General features: G+C 46.6%; 14 protein-coding genes. 3 read left to right on the top strand and 11 right to left on the bottom strand.

Annotated elements, in window-relative coordinates; all coding sequences use genetic code 11:
- Positions 1-23: 23 nt before the first annotated feature.
- The 7 genes from M3191_RS16085 to M3191_RS16055 form a co-directional block, all read right to left on the bottom strand.
- The gene (locus M3191_RS16085) at positions 24-1,040 is read right to left on the bottom strand and encodes an LLM class flavin-dependent oxidoreductase (RefSeq protein WP_251701386.1); all 1,017 of its coding nucleotides are present in this window, start codon (positions 1,038-1,040) and stop codon (positions 24-26) included.
- A gap of 122 nt (positions 1,041-1,162) precedes the next feature.
- On the bottom strand, positions 1,163-2,344 hold the full coding sequence (locus tag M3191_RS16080) for a NupC/NupG family nucleoside CNT transporter (RefSeq protein WP_251701385.1): 1,182 nt from the start codon (positions 2,342-2,344) through the stop codon (positions 1,163-1,165).
- Positions 2,345-2,670: 326 nt separating this feature from the next.
- Positions 2,671-2,787, bottom strand: a complete 117-nt coding sequence (locus tag M3191_RS16075) for a YjcZ family sporulation protein (protein ID WP_251628850.1) — start codon at positions 2,785-2,787, stop codon at positions 2,671-2,673.
- Positions 2,788-2,928: 141 nt separating this feature from the next.
- Entirely contained in the window at positions 2,929-4,335 is a 1,407-nt protein-coding gene (locus tag M3191_RS16070) for a serine hydrolase domain-containing protein (protein ID WP_251701384.1), read from the bottom strand.
- A gap of 555 nt (positions 4,336-4,890) precedes the next feature.
- Entirely contained in the window at positions 4,891-5,316 is a 426-nt protein-coding gene (locus M3191_RS16065; RefSeq protein ID WP_251701383.1) for an SRPBCC family protein, read from the bottom strand.
- Positions 5,317-5,496: 180 nt separating this feature from the next.
- Positions 5,497-7,077: an FAD-dependent oxidoreductase gene (locus M3191_RS16060; protein WP_251701382.1), complete on the bottom strand. Its 1,581-nt coding sequence runs from the start codon at positions 7,075-7,077 to the stop codon at positions 5,497-5,499.
- A gap of 210 nt (positions 7,078-7,287) precedes the next feature.
- Entirely contained in the window at positions 7,288-7,818 is a 531-nt protein-coding gene (locus M3191_RS16055; RefSeq protein WP_251701381.1) for a DUF1572 family protein, read from the bottom strand.
- A 146-nt stretch (positions 7,819-7,964) separates the two neighbouring features.
- Between M3191_RS16055 and M3191_RS16050 the strand changes: the two genes are divergently transcribed.
- Positions 7,965-8,780, top strand: a complete 816-nt coding sequence (locus tag M3191_RS16050; protein WP_251701380.1) for an MBL fold metallo-hydrolase — start codon at positions 7,965-7,967, stop codon at positions 8,778-8,780.
- Between the two features lie 309 nt (positions 8,781-9,089).
- Here M3191_RS16050 and M3191_RS16045 read toward each other — a convergent pair whose 3' ends face one another.
- Complete coding sequence (locus M3191_RS16045) at positions 9,090-9,545, bottom strand: DIP1984 family protein (RefSeq protein ID WP_251696298.1); 456 nt, start codon at positions 9,543-9,545, stop codon at positions 9,090-9,092.
- 131 nt (positions 9,546-9,676) lie between these two features.
- On the opposite strand from M3191_RS16045, the gene M3191_RS16040 reads away from it, so the two are divergent.
- Positions 9,677-9,901, top strand: coding sequence for a hypothetical protein (locus M3191_RS16040; protein ID WP_251701379.1), 225 nt, complete (start codon positions 9,677-9,679; stop codon positions 9,899-9,901).
- 46 nt (positions 9,902-9,947) lie between these two features.
- Here the strand turns inward: M3191_RS16040 and M3191_RS16035 are convergent, their stop codons facing one another.
- Both M3191_RS16035 and M3191_RS16030 read right to left on the bottom strand, forming a co-directional pair.
- Entirely contained in the window at positions 9,948-11,534 is a 1,587-nt protein-coding gene (locus M3191_RS16035) for a M2 family metallopeptidase (protein ID WP_251701378.1), read from the bottom strand.
- A 64-nt stretch (positions 11,535-11,598) separates the two neighbouring features.
- Positions 11,599-13,245, bottom strand: a complete 1,647-nt coding sequence (locus tag M3191_RS16030; protein ID WP_251701377.1) for an FAD-binding dehydrogenase — start codon at positions 13,243-13,245, stop codon at positions 11,599-11,601.
- A gap of 137 nt (positions 13,246-13,382) precedes the next feature.
- Between M3191_RS16030 and M3191_RS16025 the strand changes: the two genes are divergently transcribed.
- Positions 13,383-13,565: a hypothetical protein gene (locus M3191_RS16025; protein WP_251701376.1), complete on the top strand. Its 183-nt coding sequence runs from the start codon at positions 13,383-13,385 to the stop codon at positions 13,563-13,565.
- A gap of 106 nt (positions 13,566-13,671) precedes the next feature.
- Here the strand turns inward: M3191_RS16025 and M3191_RS16020 are convergent, their stop codons facing one another.
- A complete protein-coding gene (locus M3191_RS16020; protein ID WP_251701375.1) occupies positions 13,672-14,340 on the bottom strand; it encodes a DNA alkylation repair protein in 669 nt (222 codons plus the stop codon).
- Positions 14,341-14,349 lie beyond the last annotated feature (9 nt).

The following is a 14,349-nucleotide window of genomic DNA, read 5'->3' as shown; positions in this document are numbered from 1 at the left end:
ATTTTATTCATAAAGCAAGGTAGTCATGCCATCATTTCAGCGACAATCTCATACGAGCGGAGGCGGTCTTCATGGTTGAAGATTCCTGAGCTGATAATGCATTCGTCAGCTTTCGTCATTTCCATGAACGCTTCCAATTTCCGCTTGACCGTTTCAGGGCTGCCGACAATCGTTGATGGCCAATCCAGTAATTCGGCGACGGCTGCCTTTTCCAACTCGTTCCAGACGGCGTCAACATCATCGAGCGGCGGCTTGAACTCTGTAGTGATCCCTTTCCGGATATTGAGGAACATCTGCTGGTGCGAAGTTGCTAGCCACTGCGCCTTTTCATCGGTATCCGCGGCAATGATGTTAATGCCAAGCATTGTGTACGGTTTTTGAAGATCCTTCGATGGCTTGAAATTACGATGGTAAAGATTCAGCGCATGCATCATATAGGTCGGTGCAAAATGGCTTGCGAATGAAAAAGGAAGACCTAGTTCCGCAGCTAGCCGCGCACTGAAATCGCTTGATCCGAGAAGCCAGATCGGAACATCCTGCCCTTCCCCAGGAATTGCGCGGACACGGGCGGCAGGGTCGTGCTTGAAATACGAACGCAACTCGTCCAGCTGCTCAGGGAAATCGTTGCCGCTGCTCTGCAACGTCCTTCGCAGCGCATAAGCCGTTGCCTGGTCGCTGCCGGGAGCGCGTCCTAAACCGAGATCGATCCTGCCCGGATATAATGCATCAAGCGTACCGAACTGCTCTGCGATGACGAGCGGTGCATGGTTCGGCAGCATGACGCCTCCCGCTCCGACACGGATCGTTTCCGTCGCACCTGCCACGTGACCGATGATGACAGACGTCGCCGAACTTGCGACGCCGGGCATATTATGATGTTCAGCAAGCCAGAATCGGTTATAGCCCCAGTTTTCGGCATGCTGCGCAAGATCGACGCTGTGCCTGAATGATTGTCCGGCATTGCTCCCTTCGTTGATCATCGCAAGATCAAGGATCGACAGCGGGATGCCGTTGAATTTTTTTGCTCTATTAGTTATCAATTGCCTCACTCCAATTGTTGTGAATAGGTATTATTCTTCCATTCCATGATACCCGTTCGGCACAGCTACTTCCATTGAAGGGGATTGAGGCACAAAAAAAGAGCCCCTGACTAGGGACTCCCTTACAACATAATTCCAGTGACCGCCGCCGTCAATAAACTGACCAACGTCGCCCCATAGAGTAATTTCAAACCGAATTTAGCGACCGTATTCCCTTGCTCTTCATTCAAACCTTTCACAGCTCCGGAAATGATTCCGATTGAAGAGAAGTTCGCGAATGATACGAGGAAGACGGAAATGATGCCGACCGACCTGTCCGACAGAGATGATGTAATTTTAGCCAAGTCCATCATTGCTACGAACTCGTTCGTCAGCAATTTCGTCGCCATGATCGTGCCGGCTTGTACCACTTCAGATGCCGGAATTCCGACGATGAATGCAAATGGTGCAAATACATATCCTAACGCGGTCTGGAAGCTGATGCCGACTGCCGCCTCAAAAACACTGTTAATCATGCCGATCAATGCGACAAAACCGATCAGCATAGCGCCGACGATGACCGCCACTTTAAAGCCATCCATAATATACTCGCCTAACATTTCGAAGAAGGACTGTTTTCTTTCATCCTTAATTTCAATGATATCCTCATCCTCCGACACTTCATAAGGATTGATGATATTCGCGATGATGAACCCGCCGAACAGATTCAGTACGAGCGCCGTAATGACATATTTCGGATCGATCATCGTCATATACGCCCCCAGAATTGACGCGGATACAGTTGACATAGCTGACGTACACAACGTATACATCCGATGCTTCGGAATATGCGGCAGCTGTTTTTTAATGGAGATGAACACCTCGGATTGTCCAAAAATCGCAGAAGCGACCGCATTGAACGACTCCAATTTCCCAAGGCCATTGACCTTGCTCAATACTAATCCGAGAAAACGGATGATGATAGGAAGCAACCGAATATACTGGGCAATCCCGATAAGTACGGAAACAAAGACGATTGGCAATAAAACATTCAGGAAGAAAGGAAAAGAGCCTTCGTTGGCAAGCCCGCCGAAAACAAAGTTGATCCCTTCTGCAGCATATTCTAAAAGCTTATCGAAAGCATTCGCCACTCCCCTAATCAGGATGAGGCCAACTTCGGTGTTCAATAAAGCGAACGCCAATACGAGCTGCAAACCGATCATCGTGACAATCGATTTATATTTAATCTTCCTTTTACCATTGCTTACGATGAACGCAAGGATAAAGATAACAAGTAATGCCGCAATGAAGATAAGGAATTTCAAAGCGGTTTCCCCCTCTCTAGATGCATAAACTATGTGTGGATCAAACAATGCCATTTCCTAATATCTTCGCAAGTCGGGAATCACTTTAGTTATTCGACAATCCCTGTGTTTATATACAAAACAAAAAAACGTCATAAGCGCCGAATTAGTCGGATAAGAATGAAAATGTTATATGTTTTTTCCCAACTTGCCTATAATAACATAGATTTCCCCGAATTAGGATTGACAAAATTAGTACATAAAAAATAGAGAGGACGCGGTTTCGCCCCTCTCCACTTTTTGATTTTCATGCATTTTCCGTTAATTTATTTACTAATAATTTATTCTTAACAGTATCCTTCACCTAGGTATGCTGCTCCGACAATAATTAGTAGAATAAACAATACGACGATCAACGTAAATCCGTTCCCATACCCAACATTGCCACCGACTTCATTCGACATTCTTCAACACCTCCAAAATCCCTGATGCTGTTATTCTATGTATGCAAACCATCCTTGCCCATGACATTCCCCTAGAAGGCTTTATTTCGCTTCATGGAATAAAAAAAGCCTCCCACATGATTGTGAAAGACTTGCTACAAGTTAAACGTTTTCCTTCAATATATGCCTACCGCCATAGACGATCCGCTCAACTTCCCCGTCTTTGTTTTCAATGAACTGCAGGATGCCTTCCTTTTCATCTTCATCAATAAAAAAGTTTTTCCCGATGCATTTCAATTTCCGGCACACTCCATTCGATTCGATCGTGAGCTTCCCTTCATTCAGCGACACCTTCACATTCATCCCTTCGCTAGAAATGAATGAACCTACGAATTTCCGCAGTTCTTCCGCATCGATTTCCCGGACTTCATGCGTTGAAGGGGAAGCATCCAGCTTCCGGCCTTCCGTGACATTCATCGTGCTCATCAATAGGCCGCCTGCATCCACATCTGAAACGTTCGTCAGAATCACGCCCGCCTTCTTCTTTTCAACGATTGCACACATATAAGAAGAAACACCTTTCAATCCGCCGCCATGGCTGATCAATGTAGAGCCGAAATAATCGGGGACGATTCGCAGCCCATACCCGTAGCATCTCCCTGGCTCGTATTCGACATGCGGATGAATCATTTGCTCGACACTTTCTTTCGATAAGATCCGCGTCCCACCAACAACGCCTTCATTCCAATACATCTCCAAATAACGGAGGATGTCATTTGCCGTTGATTTCAAATAACCGACCGCTCGCATTGACGGTGCATCCCACCAAAGCGGCGCTTCATACACATGAGAGCCGTCCTTCGCCTTCATGTAAAGTGTTGTTACGTCTTCAATTTCAGACAAGCGTTCTATCGTAAAAAAGCTGTTCTTCATTCCCGCAGGCTTCAAAATGTTCTCCTCAATAAATTCCTCATAAGGCTGTCCGCTCACCCTGCTGATGATGACGCCAAGCAGCCCATACGAATCATTCGAATAACTGTAAAACTGCCCCGGTTTGCCAAGCCATTCAAAGTCATCCGTCGCCATGAACGCAAGCATTTCATCATACGTCTCGATATGCGGTCCCGGATTGTTCAATAGGTCCAATCCATAATCTTTTGCGGAAGGATCCTGCTCGATGCTGTTCTTCCGCGCATACACATGTGTCGCAAGCGGCGGATAGCCCGCCGTATGCGTCATCAGATGATGGAGCGTGATCCGCTCGACTTGTGTTCCCGGCTTCTTCAATTCAGGAAGGTAGTCAACAATCCGATCATACACCGACAACTTCCCCAGCTCCTGCAGCTTCATAATGCCCGCACTCGTAAACGACTTCGTCATCGAAGCAATCCCGAACACCGTATCTCCCGTCACCGGCAGCTTTTGCGCTACATTCCGATAGCCGAATTCCAGCTCGTATATCCTCTCGCCATCTGAATCAATGCCGATGATCGCCCCCGGAATCAACTGCTTCTCGACATAATCCTGCGCATACTCATGAAACGGTTTCACCGCTGCTGTCTCTCCCATGTAAATTCCCCCTAAATACTACTTCATACTAAGGTTATTCGCCATGGCGCTGAATTTCCCTCTTTTCTCATCACTGCTGCACATCCTAAGCGGCGCAGATGTCGCCAAAAACGCATAAACTCCATTACTCACGCATAAAACGCTATAGAAGCCCATAAAACTTGAAATCCGCGCATAAATCCGCGAAAGCGCGCATAAATCGCCGCAGACACGCATAAACTCCAGCAATCACGCATAACGCTTATAAATTTGAAGGGAATCCACTATAATTCAGCTGTGCAGGTCCATGTAAATGGCACTGCAACTCGTTACCACCGATTCGAGGCGGTTTACCACCGATTCGGCGGACTTTACCACCGATTCTCAACGGTTTACCACCGGTTTGACGGACTTTACCACCGATTCCGATGAATTTATCAACGAATGACTACAATTCATGAGTTTTCGATGGCGGAAATAACAAAACCAGATGAGGAAGTATCCACATCTGCATTTATCACTTATCTCACATACTCTTGCTTGCATACGAAAACACTTCGCTGCCGATTTGCGCAATCATTTTACCAAAGAAGCCCGTAATGTCGTTATGCCATTTTCCAAGTACCCCTTCATGCAAGTGAGCATGTACACCCATCCTTCTTTTTGATCCATCATTTTATTGACGATTTCAGGGTCATCCGCTTCCAAGCCCGATTCAGTCACTTCAAGGATTGTACTTCCATCAGTCTCCTGGAATGTCATCGTAACTGTCGTTTCTCCCCAGTTGAAAACAATTTCCTTATTCTCTTCAACTTTCAATACCTCGATATCCCCTTCAGCACCATATTCCTCGTACCTCCAAGTGATTGTCTTACCCTGTTCGACTCTTCCCGTACCTGATGAAAACCAATAGCCGCCCATTTTCTCAGGTTCGACAATCGCCTCGAACACTTCACTTGCCGGTTTATCAATTTTCATTTTTGTTGTTATGTCTGTATTCATCTTCCCACCTCCACTATTTCTACTCTATATATTCGATTTGTTGGGGAGTAAATCCTCTTATTGGAATGAATCCTTGTTCAATCCTGGATGAACAGTGAATACGATCTACGCCTTCTGTATACCGAATTTAGTCATAAAAAAACCCATCCGGCATGTCGCCAGATGGGTTATCATTTTCATTCAATATCCAGAGTCCTCAGAAGTCAAATTATCCATTATCGTATAATCATACGTTTGCAGCGGTTTTTCTGCAGGACCTTCAACCACTTCGCCCGTCGGTTTAAACCTGGATCCATGGCATGGGCAGTCCCACGTCCGGTCGCCGCTATTCCATGAAACTTCGCATCCCATATGGGTACACGTCGTATCGACAATATGGATTTTTCCTTCGTCATCTCGGTAAGCGCCTTTCCGATGACCATCAATTGTCACGGCCGCGCCCTCCCCTTTGGCCAAATCATCGGGGCTTCTTTTCGGTGAACCAAGCTTCCCTTTAATCAATTGGCCAACTACATTCGCGTTTTGGACGAGGAAGTTTTTCAAACTTGGGTGTGCATAGAATCTTGACGGAGTGTACAATTCCTCAAATCTGCTTTCTTTTCCAGTGACCATATCGCGGAACAGCAATGCAGCGGCCGTCCCGTTGGACATTCCCCATTTCCGGAAGCCGGTTGCAATGAGGATATTCGGATTTCCTGATGTTAATTCGCCGATGTATGGCAGTTTATCCAACGTGACCAAGTCTTGCGCCGACCATCTCTGCACGACTTTCTCGAGGCCGAAAACCTCTTCGCCGAATTGCTCGAGCGCCTTGTAATGCTCCATCGTCTCCACTTCACTTTGACCGGTTTTGTGATTCTCCCCGATGATGAGAACCAGTTCCTCGCCATTGTTGTCCTTGACAGAACGTAACGAACGGGTCGGTTCATCCGCACTAATGTACATGCCCGCCGGGAATTTCTTTTTCGCTTTCACAGCAAGAGCATATGAACGGTCCGCATACATCCTTGTCGAATAAAGGCCTGTCCCCTCGTAAAACGGAAAATGCGTGCAAATGAGTACATGCTTGGCGCTGATTCGGTTGTCGTCACGAGTCAGAACGACAGGCTGCTCGCCCGTTTCAATATTGACAGCTACTGTGTCTTCAAAGAGTTGCCCACCCTTTTGCTGAAATAGTTTAATTAAGTGAACCAAATATTTGGTTACATGGAACTGGGCTTGATTTCTCATGACAAGGACATTTTGCACGTTGTCAATTTCAAAAGGGATGCCATCGACTAGGCCGCCATCGATATGAAGCTTTTCATAGGCTTGCGCTTCCTTCTCGATTTTGCGTGCGTACTTCTCAGAGACGGAGTAAATATATGCATCTTCGTTTGTTAAATCACAGTCAATCTGATGCTCCTGCACTGTTTTTCTAATAAAATCAAGAGCCTCAATATTCGCTTCGTAATACAATCTTGCCGTATTCCGACCCATGTTTTGAATGAACTCATCGTAAATCAAATCATGCTGCGCCGTAATTTTTGCGGTCGTATGCCCCGTCGTCCCGTTCAACACTTTATCAGCTTCAATAATGGCCACCTTGAGTCCTTCATTTGCCAATAAATATGCGGATGTAATTCCGGTGATGCCCGCACCAACGACAATTACATCCACATCGAGGTCTTCCTTCAAACTCGGAAAGGTCGGAAAGTCGACACTCGTCCTCCAAAACGGCTCCGGATGCTCCGGCAATTTTCCATTGCTTTGACTATTCATTTCTTGCCCTCCTGTAGGTTGTACTGAAGATAGGATTCCCATTGGCTGTCGGAATGTAAACATGGAGATGATTTTTAAAGCGACCGGGGGATGAACGTGGAAGGATTGAGCTTAGGATAGGATAAAGAAGCCCTTGCGCAATTAAAGGAGCCCTTAATTAAAAAAACCTGTGAAACGGCTATAGTACACCATCTCCCAGGCGATCATTCTTCATTCCCCTTTCAACATCCGCTGCAAATACGCGTCCGATCCCCCCTGAGGAATGCTTAAATTTCCCCATTGCTCCCCTTTGACCTGTTTTCCAATGAACATGATTTGTCCGATATGGGCAGCGTAATGCGCCATTTGCCGCTCGATCGCGTCGATGACGGAATGCGCCTCACCCCGAATATGAACGGTCTTTTCCAAGTCCTGCTCATTCAAGCTTTCCAGGGTATTCAAAAATACGCCCCAGCCGTGCTCCCAACAATCCAGCAATTGTGCCTTGGACATTTGTTTCGCCTCGAATTCCCCATCCCGATTCCGGTCCGGCTTTTCACCGTCCGTCGTAAGAAAATCCGTCCACCTCGACACCATGTTTCCGCTAATATGCTGGATAAGAACCGCGATACTGTTTGACGCGTCGTTCATCGTCCAGTGAAAGCCGTCTTCATCCAATTGAGAGAAAGTCTTTTCCCCTTGCCCCTTTATGACCGCGAACCGTTCCCTCACAACCCGTAAATATTCTGTTCCGATTGACATGCTGTAACCCCCCTTTTTGGTACTGTATTCGATTCAAGCAAGTAAAAACCCTTCATTTAAAAGATTATTCACTACTGAATGAATAATCATTCACAATATGGTAGTCTACTAGTAAGTGAACCATAAGACGATATGGGGTGAAGCTCTTGTTCTTGAAAACGAAATCAATGCAAGATGAATGCAGCAATGTCCGATTTGTAAACGGAGTTGTTCAATTGAACAGTGTAAAGCTGAATGTATATTGTTTTGAAACGGATGGGGTGCTGATCGATACCGGCTCCCAATCACTAGCGGAGGAGTTCAAAGAATTCTTCGCACAGGCCGATATTGATAAAGTCGTCATTACGCACGCGCATGAGGACCATACCGGTGGCGCACAGTACTTGCAAACAGAATATGGACTGCCCATTTTCATGAATGAAATGGCAATCGAAGAATGTGCACAAAAAGCGGACTATCCATTTTACCGGAAATTCTTCTGGGGAAAAAGACAGCCTTTTAAGGCAGAGCCGATCGGGAAATCATTCAATTCAAGAAACGCCGAATGGACGGTAATTGAAACTCCAGGGCATGCAAGTGATCATCTAGCCTTTCTAAATAAAGAAACGGGACAGCTTTTCACCGGGGATTTATACGTACATCCTAAAACAAAACTCATTTTACGTGATGAAAGCATTCCTGCCATTATCAGTTCACTCGAAAAAACGTTGTCGTATGACTTCGGGGAATTGTTTTGCTGCCATGCAGGTTATGTGAAGGACGGGCGCATGGCGTTGCAGAAGAAACTTGCGTATTTGCAAGAGCTGCGGGAAAATACGCTAGCCTTGCGCAAGAAAGGGTACCAAGTGCGCGAAATCCACGCGCGGCTTTTCCCGAAAAAATATCCGATCACTTATTTTTCATTCGGCGAATGGAATTCAATCCATATTATCCGATCGATTGTAAATGAAGGAAATGAGTAATAGGCGGCGGGCATACATTCCTTTTGGATGCCCGTCATTTTTCATTCCACACAAAACAGCACCTACGGAAAACCATAGATGCTTCATTCCAAATCAAGTCCCCGAACCCACCCTCACTGCCTTCGCAAATTAGTACATGGAAGTTACAATTACATTCTACTTGTACACATGTCACGGTACTGGGCATAAGTTGTTCATGACGGCTTCGAACCGATTGGTATAGCCCCATCTACCGACCATTAGTCCAACTATCCCTGTTGGCGGGTTTGTACTCACCTTTGCGATGCAGCTACCGACTTGCTAATCAAATCAGATCAAATCAACATTCCAATTCAAACCTTGAATCTTCGTGTCCAGTTCCCTGAACTCCTTCGATAATTGGTCGACCTGCTTTTGAATGGCCGAGACGTCAATGGTGCTCATAATTTTAATCTCGGACCGGCTATATCGGTCGTTGCGAATTGATCCTTCCTCCGCAATCTTGGCGAGGATCAACCGCTTGTCCCACTTCTGGTCACGTTCGACCAATGCATCAGCGAGCGTCCGCTGTTCATCGAATTGGACGGAGCAATTCGTTCTATTGATCCGTTGAATCAAACTCGTTAATTCTTTCATATTGCTGTCGAGCTCCGCCAACATTTCATTCGGATCCTCCGCAGGCTTTTCTCCCTCTTGGATCTTCAAGTTCATGCTGATCCGCCTTTTCAGCTGTTCGTTCCTTTTCTGCAAGTCCGCCCGTGCAATCAACGCTTCGGCAAGCTTCATCGATACCACTCCCTTTGTTCCATTAGTCCTTTATTCGACATGGCTCGCTAAAAGTCCTTTGTTCTAAATCTAGTGGACAATCATAAAATGAATGGATTCCAACTATCACACTACTAAAGGAGATTCGAATTATGTATGCCATTCATTTCTATGAAAACAAAAACTACGTACTCAATCAAGTACTCAGAAACATCCCTTCCATCGACGACAATGTGACGCTGAAAGGTCGTAAAGGTAAAGTGATGAGTGTCGAGGAAATAAGAGAAAATGTGTATTATGTGTTTGTCGAGTTCGAAATAGTTGTGGATAAAAAGAAATTGGCTGCCGAAGAATTAGCGAAAAAGAAGAGAAGATGAAAAACTGCCGAACAGGATTTTCTAATCTTGTTCGGCATGTTTTTAGTTACACGAGTGCTTTCACTACGAATTGATCAATGAAATATTGTGGATTCAGCTTCTCACCAGTCGCTTTCTTAATTTTTTCATTCCACGGGTAGAGCGCGCCCGGCTTGAAATACTCATCCATCAAATACGCGCCGACTTCTGGCGTTAACATGTCTGTTGAGATGTTGTTCTCGATATAGGATTGCAGTTGCGACGTCGTCAACTCGCCGAGCAAATAGTTTTGATAATAAACCGGGACAAGCGTGAAATGGATTTTCGCTGCCCAATGCGGGTAGTCGACGTTTTCCGGCGGGTTCACAAATTGGACGTCCTTTACGATTTTCCACCAAAGCTCATTCAAATCCTGGTCCGGGTTTTCGTACAGCTCGCGCTCAAAGAACGTGAATGTCATAATCCAGCGGCCTGCAATGAGCATTTGCCGGCGCAGTGATTTCTCGATAAGCGGCGTCAACTCCTCCACTTGAGCTTTCTCCAGCCCTAAAAACTGCTGCAGCCATGCTGGATTTTTCCCGAATCGGCCATAGAGCATCGCAATCGCTTCCGTTGTCAACGTATGCGCGCAAGTCCTTAAAAGGAATGGAAGCTGACGATCGACATATTTAAAATAAACCGCATGGCCAAATTCATGCAACGTCGTAACGGACCAATAATCGGTCGACACATTATTGCATAGCACGCGGACGTCGCCTTCACGGTCGATATCCGTGCAGAATGCATGCTGGTTTTTCTTGTCGCGCGGATACATATCGCTCTTCGAGAGCATATCCGTAATGTCCATGCCCATGCTTTCAAACGTTGCAATCGTCAGCTGCTCGAGGTCTTTCCCATCGTAGAACGGATCGAGATCCAGTTCCTTCATCGGCGGAGCCTCTTGGAAAAACGGATCGGCATAATGCCATGGACGAAGCTCGTCAATCGAAATACCGAATCGCTCCGCCAGTTCGCTTTTCATTTCCTGTTTCATTTCACGGAAAGGTTCATCCGAAAGGTCTTTCAGCTTGTGGAAAATCGAGAACACTTCATCCCGGTCCAATTCCTGCAGCTCAAAGCTCATTTGGTGGTAATTATCGTACCCAAGAGAACGCGCTATGTCATTCCGCTTTTTCACGAGAATCAAGAGCTTCTCTTCAACTTCTTTCCCGATCTGCTTGCTTGCACGCCACGCCTCTTCACGCTCCGCCAAGTCATTGCTTTTAATTAAGATTTCCCGGACATCATTCTCCGATACAGGCTTTCCGTCAATCGTCGCGCGGAATGTATTGAATTTAGCGATCAGCTCTGTCGAAAGCTCCACCATTTCCTTGAGGTCCTCTTCGGGAACCTGGTTCGACACCATTCCGTTGTACAAACTCTCGAGCTGACGACGCTCGATAGCTGTCAGATCGTCCTGCGCCAAGTACGTTTTCACTTGTTGGAAACGTTCCGGATCGGCTAAATAAAGATCATAAGCCGTCTCTGCCTCCGCAGTTTTCCGGTTCCATTCGTCCTCCCCTGTCGTCGCCGCCATCCACGAGGTTTCCGCGTTTGCGATATGCAGATCCTTGATCGCTTTATTTTGCTCTTCCAAAAACTGTTGAACTGTCATATACTCTTCCCCTTTTTATCTGTCGTTATCTATTTATTCGATATGGAGCGGCAATTCCCCTTTTTTATTCCGATAGCGTTCGCCCGACAATCCGCCCGCTGAACAGGCAGCCCCCTAAAAAAGTGCCTTCCAATGCGCGGTATCCATGCACGCCGCCTCCGCCGAATCCGGCAACTTCCCCTGCCGCATACAATCCGGGGACGGGATTTCCGGCTTCATTCAACACACGGCCCGATAAATCCGTCTGAAGTCCGCCCAATGTTTTTCGGGTTAGAATATTGAGCTTGACCGCAATCAATGGTCCGTTTTTCGGATCCAGAATCTTATGCGGCTTCGCAACGCGGATCAACTTATCGCCGATATAATTCCTTGCCCCGCGAAGCGCCGTAATTTGCAAGTCCTTCGTGAATGTATTGTCCATCTCCCTGTCTCTCGCTAGCAGCAGCCGCTCGATCTTTTTAGTATCGATCAATTCATTCCCAGCAACTCGGTTCATTCCCGCCACCAATTCTTCCACCGTCTTCGCAACAATGAAATCTTCGCCGTGATCCATGAACGCTTTCACGGGAGCCGGTGGACCCGGGAGCACCCTCGATAACACCTTCTTAATGCTTTTTCCCGTCAAATCCGGGTTTTGCTCAGAGCCAGACAATGCGAATTCCTTTTCAATGATCTTTTCAGTGAGAATGAACCACGAATAGTCATAGCCCGTTTCCTTTATCGTTTGTAGCGTCCCCAATGTGTCGAAGCCCGGGAAATTCGGTGCCGGGAATCGGTTCCCTTCTGCGTCAAGCCAGATGGAAGACGGTCCCGGCAAAATGCGGATGCCATGGGACGGCCAGATCGGGCTCCAATTCCGGATGCCTTCCGTGTAATGCCACATCCGGTCTTTATTCACAATCCGTCCGCCCGCTTTTTCAGTTATCCCAAGCATCCGCCCATCGACGTGGGCCGGCACGCCTGAAATCATCTGCTTCGGGGGTTCCCCTAAACGCATCGGCCAGTTTTCCCTGACGAGGTCGAAATTCGCGCCGATTCCGCCGCTCGTCACGACGACTGCGGAAGCTTTGTATGTAAATTCCCCGATGACGGTCCGGGAGCTAGTTTCCCCTCTCTCAACTTCGCTCGGTTCGAGTACAGATCCCCTCACACCGATGACTGCTCCATTTTCAACGATCAAATCATCCACCTGATGCCGAGGCTTGAAGTCGACAAGCCCTTTGGCGATTCCCGCTCGGACCATTTGCTCGAACGGTTTCACAAGCCCCGGACCCGTTCCCCACGTAATATGAAACCGCGGCACCGAGTTACCATGCCCTTCCGCTAAATATCCGCCCCTTTCCGCCCAGCCGACGACAGGGAAAAACCGAACGCCGAGCGAATAAAGCCACTCCCGTTTTTCATTCGCGGCAAAATCCACATATGCTTCAGCCCAGTTCATAGCCCAATGATCCTCATCATCGAGTCGATCGAACCCTGCGCTCCCCATCCAATCCTGCCAGGCCAAGTCCTTCGAATCTTTAATGCCCAGCCTACGCTGCTCCGGCGAATCAACTAAAAACAATCCCCCGAACGACCACCACGCCTGCCCACCCATCGACGACTCCGGCTCCTGATCCAATAAAAGCACCTTTTTTCCGATTTTGATGATCTCAGAAGTGGCCACCAATCCGGCAAGTCCGGCTCCCACTACAATGACGTCATAATTCATGTCGCATCCCCCAATGTCAGTAAATCCCACATTACGTACTTTCGGCGTGGGCATTTCCAATCCCTTCTTTTCATTCCGGACAGTGGCGTATACTTCTTCAGCTGACGTGCATAGTACGTAGAGGAGGTGAGTAATCGATGAATAAAAACAATAAGAAGACAATGAACGAAAGAACGCATAATAGCTTTGATACTTACAAAGAGGCACACAACACAAACAGCAATACGAATAATCCAGGCGAAAACCGCACACAGGAATTCGCGGAAGACTTTGACGCTAGAGCACAACGAAATGAGCGGCGGGATGATCGAGAAAAATAAAAACAGGTGATGGAAATGTAACGGGCTCGGGTAACTTGAATAGCAAATAAAACGTTCGGATTCATCCGAACGTTTTATGTAAACATAATATATTATTCATAGATAACTACTTCTTAATCCGTTTGTTAACTTCAATCGTAATGAACTCCGGCAAATAGTTGGGAGTACATCCTTTCGATACTTTTTCATCTTTGTAAAGGCCCGCTTTCTCACCTATTTTCATACAACGTGCACGATTCTTTTCATCATATACGCCTATCCAGCCTGCGGTGAAATTCATAGCCCATTGAACTTCCGGTTCTTCCTGCGTAATAGCAGCCTCTACTGCAGATAGCAATTCTTCGGTGTTATCAGGCGGTGTTTGTCCAGTCCATCTCAATCGCGCTTGATAATACCAGAAAGCTCGCCTTTGAAGAGCAGAAGGGCTATTTTCCCATGACTCCATCAAGAAAATCGTCTTCTTGTCTTTGGTGAGCTGATTAGCCATTATCCAATCCATTACGTTATTTCGCTCCTCAAAAGTGTGAGCCTGCATATCTTTATCAAGCTGATTTAGCACGTCTTGTGTAAGCAGTTTTTTGTCCATAATTAGGATTGATAATAGTCTCGGCAAGAACTCTCCGGTTGACCAAAGTTCCATAGCTAGTTCGTGATCTTTTTTAATGTCCTTCGCGATTTTTCGTAAGTCGCCTAGCTTAGTTTTAATATTGATCTGAGATAGAATGGTTTCTGCTTTTGAAGAGCGTATTATTTCTGTGCCTTTAGTTTCGGTCATTTTAATCAA

The sequence above is a fragment of the Sporosarcina luteola genome (assembly GCF_023715535.1).
GTDB classification, from domain to species: Bacteria; Bacillota; Bacilli; order Bacillales_A; family Planococcaceae; genus Sporosarcina; species Sporosarcina luteola_B.
Note: the sequence above shows the minus strand (reverse complement) of the source record. Positions and strands in the feature narration are given on the sequence as shown.

Excerpts from the sequence above, each read along its gene's own strand:
- M3191_RS16020 (WP_251701375.1), bottom strand. The coding sequence starts at position 14,340 with ATGACCGAAACTAAAGGCACAGAAATAATACGCTCTTCAAAAGCAGAA.
- M3191_RS16075 (WP_251628850.1), bottom strand. The coding sequence starts at position 2,787 with ATGTCGAATGAAGTCGGTGGCAATGTTGGGTATGGGAACGGATTTACG.
- M3191_RS16065 (WP_251701383.1), bottom strand. The coding sequence starts at position 5,316 with ATGAATACAGACATAACAACAAAAATGAAAATTGATAAACCGGCAAGT.
- M3191_RS16040 (WP_251701379.1), top strand. The coding sequence starts at position 9,677 with ATGTATGCCATTCATTTCTATGAAAACAAAAACTACGTACTCAATCAA.
- M3191_RS16055 (WP_251701381.1), bottom strand. The coding sequence starts at position 7,818 with ATGTCAATCGGAACAGAATATTTACGGGTTGTGAGGGAACGGTTCGCG.
- M3191_RS16070 (WP_251701384.1), bottom strand. The coding sequence starts at position 4,335 with ATGGGAGAGACAGCAGCGGTGAAACCGTTTCATGAGTATGCGCAGGAT.
- M3191_RS16030 (WP_251701377.1), bottom strand. The coding sequence starts at position 13,245 with ATGAATTATGACGTCATTGTAGTGGGAGCCGGACTTGCCGGATTGGTG.
- M3191_RS16045 (WP_251696298.1), bottom strand. The coding sequence starts at position 9,545 with ATGAAGCTTGCCGAAGCGTTGATTGCACGGGCGGACTTGCAGAAAAGG.
- M3191_RS16025 (WP_251701376.1), top strand. The coding sequence starts at position 13,383 with ATGAATAAAAACAATAAGAAGACAATGAACGAAAGAACGCATAATAGC.
- M3191_RS16060 (WP_251701382.1), bottom strand. The coding sequence starts at position 7,077 with ATGAATAGTCAAAGCAATGGAAAATTGCCGGAGCATCCGGAGCCGTTT.
- M3191_RS16035 (WP_251701378.1), bottom strand. The coding sequence starts at position 11,534 with ATGACAGTTCAACAGTTTTTGGAAGAGCAAAATAAAGCGATCAAGGAT.